This window comes from Zoogloea sp. (assembly GCF_028693495.1).
GTDB lineage: Bacteria > Pseudomonadota > Gammaproteobacteria > Burkholderiales > Rhodocyclaceae > Zoogloea.
The window spans coordinates 1-10,548 of the sequence record NZ_JAQUVG010000113.1; the positions used below are offsets into that span (position 1 = coordinate 1).

General features: G+C 65.7%; 10 protein-coding genes. 8 read left to right on the forward strand and 2 right to left on the reverse strand.

Annotation, left to right across the window (positions count from 1 at the left end; genetic code table 11):
• The 4 genes from hypF to hypE form a co-directional block, all read left to right on the forward strand.
• The coding region (hypF, locus tag PHD22_RS14860; RefSeq protein WP_366520746.1) for a carbamoyltransferase HypF at window positions 1-2,403 on the forward strand (2,403 nt) is incomplete at its 5' end.
• 24 nt (window positions 2,404-2,427) lie between these two features.
• Complete coding sequence (locus PHD22_RS14865; protein WP_299868530.1) at window positions 2,428-2,673, forward strand: HypC/HybG/HupF family hydrogenase formation chaperone; 246 nt, start codon at window positions 2,428-2,430, stop codon at window positions 2,671-2,673.
• Window positions 2,670-3,809 carry a hydrogenase formation protein HypD gene (hypD, locus tag PHD22_RS14870; protein WP_299868533.1) on the forward strand — a complete coding sequence of 380 codons (1,140 nt, stop codon included), beginning with the start codon at window positions 2,670-2,672 and terminating at the stop codon, window positions 3,807-3,809. Before PHD22_RS14865 ends, hypD begins: the two co-directional genes overlap by 4 nt.
• 20 nt (window positions 3,810-3,829) lie before the next feature.
• On the forward strand, window positions 3,830-4,876 hold the full coding sequence (hypE, locus tag PHD22_RS14875) for a hydrogenase expression/formation protein HypE (protein WP_299868536.1): 1,047 nt from the start codon (window positions 3,830-3,832) through the stop codon (window positions 4,874-4,876).
• Window positions 4,877-4,882: 6 nt separating this feature from the next.
• On the opposite strand, the gene PHD22_RS14880 is transcribed toward hypE, so the two are convergent.
• Window positions 4,883-5,650 (reverse strand): SH3 domain-containing protein, encoded by a 768-nt coding sequence (locus tag PHD22_RS14880; protein WP_299868539.1) that lies wholly within the window; start codon window positions 5,648-5,650, stop codon window positions 4,883-4,885.
• A 200-nt stretch (window positions 5,651-5,850) separates the two neighbouring features.
• Between PHD22_RS14880 and PHD22_RS14885 the strand changes: the two genes are divergently transcribed.
• Window positions 5,851-6,882, forward strand: coding sequence for a hypothetical protein (locus tag PHD22_RS14885; RefSeq protein ID WP_299868541.1), 1,032 nt, complete (start codon window positions 5,851-5,853; stop codon window positions 6,880-6,882).
• Between the two features lie 7 nt (window positions 6,883-6,889).
• On the opposite strand, the gene PHD22_RS14890 is transcribed toward PHD22_RS14885, so the two are convergent.
• On the reverse strand, window positions 6,890-7,321 hold the full coding sequence (locus tag PHD22_RS14890) for a thioesterase family protein (protein ID WP_299868544.1): 432 nt from the start codon (window positions 7,319-7,321) through the stop codon (window positions 6,890-6,892).
• Window positions 7,322-7,446: 125 nt separating this feature from the next.
• Here PHD22_RS14890 and nikR point away from each other — a divergent pair, with 125 nt between their 5' ends.
• The 3 genes from nikR to PHD22_RS14905 all read left to right on the forward strand — a co-directional run.
• Complete coding sequence (gene nikR / locus PHD22_RS14895) at window positions 7,447-7,929, forward strand: nickel-responsive transcriptional regulator NikR (protein ID WP_299868547.1); 483 nt, start codon at window positions 7,447-7,449, stop codon at window positions 7,927-7,929.
• Between the two features lie 96 nt (window positions 7,930-8,025).
• Window positions 8,026-8,853 (forward strand): nickel transporter, encoded by an 828-nt coding sequence (locus PHD22_RS14900; protein WP_299868550.1) that lies wholly within the window; start codon window positions 8,026-8,028, stop codon window positions 8,851-8,853.
• A 55-nt stretch (window positions 8,854-8,908) separates the two neighbouring features.
• A partial coding sequence (locus PHD22_RS14905) for a TonB-dependent receptor (protein WP_299868554.1) occupies window positions 8,909-10,548 on the forward strand: 1,640 nt, incomplete at its 3' end.

Consider the following 10,548-nt stretch of genomic DNA (forward strand, 5'->3'; position numbering starts at 1 on the left):
TGCCATCAGGGCCTGAAAGTCATGCTGATCGTTGTTGACCCCACTCGGGTTGCCCGGCGCCTGAGGGTTCGGGGTGTCGTCCAGGGCGTGGGTTTCCGCCCGTTTGTCTATCGTTTTGCCCGCAGCTTGGGTCTGACTGGCTGGGTACGTAACGATGGGGGCGGAGTCGAGATCGAGATCCAGGGAAGCGAGCCCATCCTGGACGCGTTTACCCAGTGCCTGGCGACGGAAGCGCCGCCGCTGGCCCGGGTGGATTCCATCGAGCCCGAGGTGATTCCCCCGGATCTGGGGCGCAAGGAATTTACGATCCTGCCCAGCGCGGGGGGCGAGATGGCAACGGCCATTGGCCCGGACGTGGGGGTCTGCCGCGCCTGTCTGCACGAGCTCTTTGATCTCCGGGACCGGCGCTGGCGCTATCCCTTCATCAACTGCACCCACTGCGGTCCCCGTTACACCATCACCCGGACCCTGCCCTATGACCGGGCCCGTACCAGCATGGCGGACTTTGTCCAGTGCCCGAGCTGTGATGCCGAGTATCACCACCCGGGTGACCGGCGCTTTCACGCGGAGCCGAACGCCTGCCCTGAATGCGGCCCCCAGCTGCGACTGTTCGAGCCCCATGGGGTGCGTGCTCTCGCGCGGGATCCGGTAACCGCGACCCTCCACCGCCTGCAACTGGGTGAAATCGTCGCCCTGAAAAGCCTGGGTGGGTTCCATCTCGCGTGTGATGCCCGTAACCCCCAGGCGGTGGCCCGCCTGCGCCGGCGCAAGAGCCGACCGGACAAGCCCCTGGCCCTGATGCTGGCCAATACGGTGAGTGCCGCCCGCTGGGTGCACCTGTCCAGCACGGAAACCGAAACCCTCGAAAGTCCCGAGCGTCCCATCGTGCTGCTGGAAAAGCGCGAGGAGTTTGATGCGCTGTTGCCGGGCATTGCGCCCGGGCTGGACGAGGCAGGAGTGATGCTGCCCTACACCCCCCTCCATTACCTGCTCTTCCACGAAGCAGCGGGGCGTCCCGAGGGCACCGCCTGGCTGGACGAGGAGCAGCCTCTGGCCTTGGTGATGACCAGCGCCAACCCGCATGGGGAGCCCCTGGTCAAGGATAACAATGAAGCGTTCCTACGCCTGGCGGACATTGCCGACGTCATCCTCCTCCACGATCGGGACATCGTTGTGCGCTGCGATGATTCGGTGTTGCGGGTGCGGCCGGATCTTCCCGCAGCAACCGGGGATGCGCCCGGTGGAGGCGTGCAGTTCCTGCGTCGGGCCCGTGGCTTCACGCCCCTGGCCCTGCCGCTCCCTGACGATGGCCCGGCGGTGCTGGCAATGGGCGCCCATTTGAAGACCACCCTTTGTCTGACCCGCCGCCATGAGGCCTTCCTGTCCCAGCACATCGGAGGGCTCGATAACCCGGCGGCCTGCGAGGCCCTGGACGCTGCGGTTGAACACCTGCAGACCATTCTCTCGGTCCGTCCGGCGGCGGTGGCCCATGATGCTCATCCCGATTACTACTCCACCCGGGCGGCTCAGGCGATGGCGGAGCGTTTTGACATCCCCGCAGTCCCAGTCCAGCATCATCACGCCCATGTGGCCGCCGTCTGTGCCGAACACCGGCTGACCGAGCCTGTGCTGGCCCTGGCTGCCGATGGGGTCGGCCTGGGTACTGACGGGATGCCCTGGGGGGGCGAACTGCTTTGTGTGGACGGTGCCGGGTTCCGGCGCCTGGGTTACCTGAGTCCGCTTCCCCTGCCTGGGGGAGATCGCGCTGCCCGGGAGCCCTGGCGGATGGCTTGTGCCGTGCTCCATGTCCTTGGCCGGGGAAGTGAGGTGGCAGGGCGCTTTGGTGCAACCCACCCCAATGCGGAGCAGGTGCTCGGCATGTTGCTCAAGGGAACCCGCTGTCCGCCCACGACCAGCCTCGGGCGCTGGTTCGATGGCGCGGCCGGTCTGCTGGGGGTGTGTGAGGTCATGAGTTACGAAGGCCAGGCCGCGATGATGTTGGAGACCCTGGCCCGTCGCTTCGGCGGCTGCCTGCCCCTGCCCGGGGGGTACCACATCGATACCCGGCCCGACAGCGGTCTGTCGGTACTCAACCTCTACCCGCTCCTCAATCAGCTCATGGACGAGGACGATCCGGGACGGGGCGCTGCCCGCTTCCATCAGACCCTGGTGGAGGCGCTCTCCGAGTGGATGGCGGGCATGGCCCACGCTACTGGTCTGCGTACCCTGGTGCTTGCCGGTGGCTGTTTCCATAACCGGCTGCTCTCGGCCGGCTTGCGCCAGCGTCTGGTGGCCCGGGGCTTGAAGGTTTTTGAAGCTCAGCATGTTCCCCCCGGTGACGGCGGCCTGGCCCTCGGGCAGGCCTGGGTCGTGAGGGATCAACTTCGGCGCGGTCTCCTTTGAGCCGGGCCGCTGAAAGGAGTGATCATGTGTCTTGCCATTCCGACCCGAGTGGTCGAGCTGTTGCCCGACCAGCAGGCCCTGGTGGAGCTGGGAGGCGTCCGCAAGGTGGTCTCCCTGGAGTTGGTGGATGGGGTGCAGCCCGGCGACTACGTGATTGTCCATGTGGGCTATGCCTTGACCCGCCTTGATCCGGAAGAGGCTGAGCAGACCCTGGCCCTGATGCGTGAAGCGGGGGTCACCGGGGATGAACCATTCGAGCGTGTCTCATGAAGTACGTGGACGAGTTCCGGGACGGTGGGCTGGCCCGGGGGCTGGCCGGGGCCATCGCCCGGGAGGTCCGGCCCGATCGGCGTTACGCTTTCATGGAGTTCTGCGGTGGCCATACCCATGCCATTTCCCGCTATGGCCTGGCCGATCTCCTGCCGTCCCAGGTGCGCATGATCCATGGCCCCGGGTGCCCGGTATGCGTGTTGCCGGTGGGGCGCATCGATCAGGCGATCGGACTGGCCCTGGATACGGGAGCCATCCTGTGCACTTATGCGGACACTCTGCGGGTGCCCGCCTCCGGAGGTCTGTCCATGCTGAAGGCCCGGGCGCGGGGGGCAGACATCCGGATGATCTACTCGGCGGTCGATGCGCTGACCCTGGCGCAACGGGAGCCGTTGCGCCAGGTCGTATTCTTTGCCATCGGTTTTGAAACCACCACCCCCCCTACGGCCCTGGTGATCCGTCAGGCAGCTCAGCGGAATCTGACCAATTTTTCAGTATTGTGCTGTCACGTACTGACCCCGCCGGCCATCACGGCGATTCTCAAAGCGCCGGAGGGTGGGGAAGGCAATGGGGTCTGCCTCGACGGCTTCATCGGTCCGGCCCATGTGAGCACCATCATTGGCAGCCGGCCTTATCACCGCTTTGCGACCGAGCATCACAAGCCGGTGGTGATTGCTGGTTTTGAGCCTCTGGATGTGATGCAGGCCATCCTGATGCTGGTACGCCAGGTCAACGAGGGGCGGACCGACCTGGAGAACGAGTTCACCCGGGCGGTCTGCGAAGAGGGCAATCTCAAGGCCCAGGCCCTGATGGCCGAGGTGTTCCAGCTCCGGCCGGCGTTTGAATGGCGAGGCCTGGGTGTGTTGCCGGAGTCGGCTCTGGGGATCCGTGATACCTATCGGCAGTTTGATGCGGAGTGGCGTTTCGGCCTGGATTACCGTGCGGTCCCGGATCACCCAGCCTGTGAATGTGGTGCCATCCTGCGGGGTGAGCGGGCCCCTGTGGACTGCAGGCTCTTTGGCACTGTGTGTACGCCGGAAACGCCGATGGGTTCCTGCATGGTGTCGTCGGAAGGGGCCTGTGCCGCCCATTACACCTATGGCCGCATCCGGGATATCCCGGTTGTGGCGGCGTAAAACGGAAAGGCCCTGAATTGATGAAGAGTGACTACATCCGTCCCCTGGATATCCGTCATGGCAGTGTTGACCTCTCCCACGGTGGTGGCGGGCGGGCGATGGTCCAATTGATTGCCGATGTCTTCGCCCGGGCCTTTGACAACCAATGGTTGCGCCAGAGAGATGACGCTGCGGTGTTGCCCGCGCCCGGTCCTGGCGAGCAGCTGGTCATGGCCACCGATGCCCACGTGGTGTCGCCCCTGTTTTTCCCCGGAGGGGATATTGGATCCCTGAGTGTTCACGGCACCGTCAATGATGTGGCTGTCATGGGTGCCCGGCCCTTGTACCTTGCCGCTAGTTTCATCCTTGAGGAGGGGTTTGCGCTGGCCGACCTGCAGCGGATCGTCACCAGCATGGCGGTGGCCGCCCGGGAGGCCGGGGTGCCGGTCGTGACCGGGGATACCAAGGTGGTGGAAAAGGGGAAGGGGGATGGGGTCTTCATCACCACCACCGGCCTGGGGGCGCTGCCGGAGGGGCGCCGGCTGTCCGGTGCCCATGCCCGGCCCGGCGATGCGGTGATCGTTTCGGGCACTCTCGGTGATCATGGCATGGCGATCATGGCCCACCGGGAAAGCCTGGCCTTCGAGTCGGAAATCCGCTCCGACACGGCAGCCCTTCACGGGCTTGCCGCCCGGGCCATGGAAGCAGCGCCGGGTTTGCGTCTGTTGCGGGATCCGACCCGGGGCGGTCTGGCGGCCACCCTCAACGAGATTGCCCACCAGTCTGGTGTGGGCATCGTCCTGGACGAGGCCGCGATTCCCGTCGCCCGTCCGGTGGCGGCCGCCTGTGAATTCCTTGGTCTGGATCCCTTGTACATCGCCAATGAAGGGAAGCTGGTGGCGGTCTGCCCTGCCGAGGAGGCGGAGTCCCTCCTTTCCGCCTTGCGGGCGCATCCTTTGGGAGCGCACGCAGCCCGGGTGGGTGAGGTCATTGCCGACGGGCACCGCTTTGTCCAGATGAGGACGCTCCTGGGAGGCCGGAGGATGGTGGATTGGCTGGCGGGTGAGCAATTGCCCCGTATTTGCTGAAGGGGGTCAGTCGCCTCGTTCCGTGCGTCCTCCGGAGCGGATCTCCCGGCCGCCCCCGCCAGGCCGGTGCCCCTCCCCGTGGCGGGGCAGTTCGCCGAAATGGTGTTCAAAGGGCTGCCGGGGGGCCTCCTGGCGGGGCAGGGGGCGCCCCTGCCGTTCTTGGCTGTCCGGGCGCAGTCCTCTGGAGGGGGCCCAGGCCCCCGGCGGATTCTGGCCGGGAGCTGAGCTGCCTCCTGAAGGGGGCGTGAATTCTGAGCGGGGGGTGCGCTCCCGCCCCGGATGGTCGTCCCGCTGTTCATTCCATCGAGGGCTGTCGAAACGGGGTTCTCGGTGAGGAGGTGGGGCCACTGGATGGGGTGGCGGAGCACGGCGCCAGTGGGGGAGATCGCCATACCAGGGGCTGTGCCGGTAGTGGCGTCCCCAGTAGTCACCGATGAGGAAGCGGATCACCGGCACTCCATAGCTGGGTCCGAACTGGATGACAGGCAAGGGCTCGCCCACCCAGGAAAAACTCAGCAGGCCGCCCCAGGCCCAGCCCCGCAGACCGGTGGGTGTCACCACATCGCACCAGGTATAGCCGGGCAGGCAGCCCATAACCTCCAGTTCCATGCCGGGAAAGAGCAGGGTGACCAGGGGGTAGTCTTCCCCGGGGCCGGCCTGCAGGTGGAGGGGTTCATGGATGTAGGCTGGTCGGGCGCTGGCCGGGGTGCACAGCAGTGCGGCGGCGAGGGGCATGGCCAGGGTCATGGAACGGAGCAGGGTGGAGAGGGGCATGATGTGCTCACCAGTGAGTGAGGGGGAGGGTCAGTCTGGCCGACCCGGTGGGTGTTCAACGCTCCTGAGCCTGGGGGGCCGACATGAGTCTGTAAGCGCAGATTTCCCTCGCAGGCAATGTGGGCGTCCTCTGCAGCAGTAAAGTTGTGCCGTGAGGGGACGTTAACAAGGCCAGCACCTTGGTACGCAAGGAGACTGCCATGAAAATCGCTGCTTCTGAAATGAATCTGGCCTCGAGCCGTGAGTCCTTCCGTGTGACTCAGGTGCGGGAGGAACTGCAGGCCTGGGTTGGGCCTCGCCCACCGCAGCAGCCTGTGTCAGAGGTGCCGCTCCGCCAGGCGGTGGTTGTGTCGGAAGCGGCACGCCAGGCCCTGGCGCTCGACCAGACCGCCTCCGCGGAGGCGGTGGAGAAGAAGGGGGACAGGATCGATCCCAAGATGGAGCTGCTGCGCTCCATCATCGAGTCCCTGACCGGACGACGCATCGAAGTGATGTCGGCAGGGAGCATGGCTGCCAGTGATTCCGAGGAGGTGGCCCGGCTGGCCAGGGAGTCTGCTCAAGCTGGGGCGGCAGGGTTCGGTGTGGAGTATGAGCGCAGCGAGACCCGCATTGAAGCAGAGGCCACCCGCTTCGCTGCCAGTGGACGGATTCGCACCACGGATGGCCGGGAAATCAGCTTTGCGGTGTCTCTGGAAATGAGCCGGATGGAAGTGGAAAGCAGCCAGTTCAGCCTGCGTGCCGGCACGGCCATGAAGGATCCGCTGGTGGTCAACTTCGGTGGCGAGGCTGCGAGCCTGAGCAGCCAGCGTTTCAGTTTCGACCTGCTGGGCAATGGCGAGGAGGTGGATGTGCCAATCCTGGGGCAGGGTAGTGGCTTCCTGGTGCTGGATGCCCAGGAGAGCGGCCGGGTGACTTCAGGACGTCAGCTCTTCGGGCCGGCCAGTGGCGATGGCTTTGCCGATCTGGCCAAACACGACGCGGATGCGAATGGCTGGATTGATGAGGCCGATCCGGTGTTTGACCGGCTGGGTGTGTGGACGCCGGACGCCGCAGGAGGGGGGGCCGTGCTGAGCCTGGAGGAGGCCCGGGTGGGCGCCCTCTACCTGGGGCGGGTCAGTACGGACTTCAGCCTGAAGGACGGTGCCGAGCTGGGCGCCGTGCGCAGCACCGGCATCTATGCCCGGGAAGATGGTTCCGTGGGCACCCTCCAGCACGTGGATCTGGCGGTTTGAGTCCTGGTCAGGCGGGCGCGCCGATCTTTGCCTTGAACGCGTCGGGGATCAGGGCTGCCTTCTTGGCGCTGTAGTCGAAGAACAGGATGCCCAGCTTGCCCCGGGCGACTTCCCGGCCTGTGGCCTTGTCGGCCATCTGCCACATCAGATCGAACCCATATTTGTTGAAATCGGCCGGTGCCATGGAGAAGACCATCACCTCTCCGTGAAAGGCTTCAGACTTGTATTGCAGTGCCGCGTCGGCAATGACGATGCCCACCCCTTCCACATCCAGCTCGTCGTAGCCGAGGGCGCGGAAATAGCGTACCCGGGCCTCGGAGAGCAGCCCGAGCAAGGCCGAGTTGTCCAGGTGCTGAGCCTTGTTGATGTGGGTGATGTAGATGGGCACCTCAGTGGCGAAGGCGAAGTGTTCGGGCAGGTGGATCTGGATGCGGGCCATGCTGGTTTGAGTAAGAGTGGTTGAGTGGATGGATTATCGCAGCCTCTCCCCTGGCCCGGTATGGCGTTTGCTCCCTGGGGCGTCGCCGGGCAGAATGAGCTGCCTGTCCCGACCGGAGTCCCTGCGTGGAGCGTTTCACCATTTCCCTTGACGAGAACCTGGCCCGCGAGTTTGACGCGCTGATTGCCGCCCGGGGCTACTCCAACCGCTCGGAGGCGGTGCGGGACATCCTGCGTGCCCAGATCGAGTCGAACCGGCTGACCCGGGAGGAGGCCCCCCACTGCATCGCCAACCTGTCCTACGTCTACAACCATCATGAACGGGAGCTGGCCGAGCGGGTGACCCATGACCAGCATGCCCACCACGACCTGTGTGTGGCGACCCTGCATGCCCACCTGGACCATGATCACTGCATGGAAAGTGTGATCCTGCGTGGCCCCACGCCCCAGGTGAAAGCCTTTGCCGAGGCCCTGATCGCCCGGCCTGGCATTCGCCACGGCGCCCTCAATCTGGTCAGCGCCGAGTATGGGGCCCAGGCCCACAGCCATGACCATGCTCAGGACGGGCATGCTCCGCCTCTCCACGGGCATTACCGTCCCCGCTCCTGAGGACGTTCCGGGCCGGTTGGTGAAAATGTGGGGGCGACGGTTGGTTGTTGTATGAACTAAAGTAAAGTCTTCATACGTTCCAGCAGGATCCACGCCATGCCCAACCTACCGACCGACAGCCTGGCCCTTGCCCTGCTGGTTTTCGTGCTTGGCCTGAAGCACGGTTTTGATGCGGACCACCTGGCCACCATCGATGGCTTGACCCGTTACAACATGCGCACCCGTCCGCGCCTGGCACGCTGGTGTGGCTCTTTGTTCTCCCTGGGTCATGGGGCGGTGGTGGTGGGCGTCGCCCTGGCCGTGAGCCTGCTATCCCGCCACTGGGAAGCGCCCGCCTGGCTGGAGCTTTCCGGTGCATGGATCTCCATCCTTTTCCTGCTGACCCTCGGTGTGCTCAACATCCGCGCGGCGTACACCACGCCGGCGCATGAGGTCGTGCGCCCGCTGGGGCTCAGGGGACGTTGGTTGGGGCGCCTGAATCGTGCCGCCCATCCCTTGAGCATTGCCCTGGTGGGGGCGCTGTTTGCCCTGTCCTTCGACACGGTGAGCCAGGCAACCCTGTTTGCAATGGCGGGAGTGCAGGCGGGCAGCTGGGTGCATGCGGTGGGGCTGGGCCTGACCTTCATGCTCGGCATGCTGGTGGCCGACGGCGCCAACGGGTTATGGATTGCCCGCCTGATTGCCCGCTCGGATGACCTGGCGCGGATTGCATCCCGGATCATGGCCCTGGCCGTCGCGGGCATGAGCCTGCTGGTGGCCGCCTGGGGGCTGGCCCGGCTGTTCCTGCCCGAGCTGGAAGCCTGGGGTGAGGGCAAGGAGTTGGTGTTGGGCCTGGGAGTGATCGGTGTGATTTTCCTGAGCTTCGTGCTGGGGGTGTGGCTGGCCCGGGGGCGAGATGCTGCCGTGGGCAGGGTGTCGGCCTGAGGCTTGCTGGGGAAGACGCTTCCGCCATGGCAACCCACCTGGGGGCGCAGTTCAGATGAAAGATAAAACCATCTCAGGCTTGTGTCAGGACAGCCTGCGGCCCATGGCGGCTCTGTGGTTCAGCGCCTGTGGGGGCGCCGTGCTCGCAGGGGGTATTCCGACGCTGGAAGCGGTGGAGGTGAGTGCCGCCGCGCCCGGGTTGATCGGCCTGGCGGGGACCGCCACGGAGGGCACGGTCAGTGGTCGGCAACTGGCCGTGCGCCCCTTGCTGCGTCCGGCAGAGGTTCTGGAGGCGGTGCCTGGGATGATCGTGTCCCAGCACAGCGGCGACGGAAAGGCCAACCAGTATTACCTGCGGGGGTTCAACCTCGATCACGGAACCGACTTTGCCACCTGGCTGATGGGGATGCCGGTGAATCTGCCGACCCACGCTCACGGGCAGGGATACACAGACCTCAATTTTCTGATCCCTGAACTGATTTCCTCGGTGCGCTACCGCAAGGGGCCCTATCACGCGGCAGAAGGCGACTTCTCCTCGGCGGGTGCTGCCCGCATCGATTACCGGCGCAGCCTGGAGACCGGCTTTGTTCAATGGGAGACCGGCAGGAACCGCTACGGGCGCCTGCTGGCTGCGGGTTCCCGGGGGCTGGGCGAGGGTGGGTTGACCCTGCTGGGGGCCGCGGAGGTGGCCTACACCGACGGGCCATGGGCCGTGGATCAGAACCTGCGCAAGCTCAATACGGTGCTACGCCTGTCCTCGGGCTCCCCGGACAATGGCTGGGCCGCCACGGCGATGGCTTATGAGTCCGAGTGGACGGCGACCGATCAGGTGCCTCGCAGGGCGGTCGATGCCGGTCTGATCGGGCGTTTCGGGAGCCTTGATCCGAGCAGCGGCGGCAAGACCCGGAGGGCCAGCCTGTCTGCCGAATGGGCGCGCAGCGATGCCAGCGGTGTCAGCCGTGCCAATGCCTATCTGATCGATTACCGGCTGGACCTGTTTTCCAACTTCACCTACGCCCTGGACAACCCCTTGCGAGGAGACCAGTTCGAGCAGGTAGACCGGCGCCAGACCCTGGGGGCTGCAGGAAGTCACGTGCACTTTGCCGAATGGGCCGGCTGGCCCGTGGAGTTGACCCTGGGCAGCGAGTTTCGTCATGACCAGATCGGTCAGGTGGGGCTGTTTCTCACCGAGGCGCGCCGGCGTCATGCCGCGGTACGTACAGATCAGGTGCGCCAGACCCGTATGAGTCTCCACGGCGAAGCTGTGGTCCAGTGGTCCGGGTGGTTGCGATCCAGCGCGGGCGTGCGCGCCGATCACTATCGTTTTGACGTCCGGAGCGATACGTCTTTGAACTCCGGGGAGCAGGATGCCTTTCTGGCCACGCCGAAGCTGGGGGTGGTCCTGGGGCCGTGGCGCGCGACGGAGGTGTATGCCAACTGGGGACATGGATTTCACAGCAATGACGCCCGGGGAACGGTGACCCGGGTGGATCCGGATCCCCGCAGCACCGGTTTTGGCCAGCCGCTCCGGCCCGTTCATCCGCTCGTGCGCACGCGGGGTATGGAGGTCGGTTTGCGCAGCGCGCCCGCCCGGGGATGGTGGACCACGCTTGCCCTGTGGCGTCTGGACATGGCCTCGGAGCTGCTGTTCGTAGGGGACGCCGGTATCACCGAGGCCAGTCGTCCATCCCGGCG

Bases quoted from the DNA above. Each gene is read 5' to 3' on its own strand.
- PHD22_RS14890 (WP_299868544.1), bottom strand. From the start codon at position 7,321: ATGGCCCGCATCCAGATCCACCTGCCCGAACACTTCGCCTTCGCCACT.
- hypE (WP_299868536.1), top strand. From the start codon at position 3,830: ATGAAGAGTGACTACATCCGTCCCCTGGATATCCGTCATGGCAGTGTT.
- PHD22_RS14865 (WP_299868530.1), top strand. From the start codon at position 2,428: ATGTGTCTTGCCATTCCGACCCGAGTGGTCGAGCTGTTGCCCGACCAG.
- PHD22_RS14880 (WP_299868539.1), bottom strand. From the start codon at position 5,650: ATGCCCCTCTCCACCCTGCTCCGTTCCATGACCCTGGCCATGCCCCTC.
- hypD (WP_299868533.1), top strand. From the start codon at position 2,670: ATGAAGTACGTGGACGAGTTCCGGGACGGTGGGCTGGCCCGGGGGCTG.
- PHD22_RS14885 (WP_299868541.1), top strand. From the start codon at position 5,851: ATGAAAATCGCTGCTTCTGAAATGAATCTGGCCTCGAGCCGTGAGTCC.
- PHD22_RS14900 (WP_299868550.1), top strand. From the start codon at position 8,026: ATGCCCAACCTACCGACCGACAGCCTGGCCCTTGCCCTGCTGGTTTTC.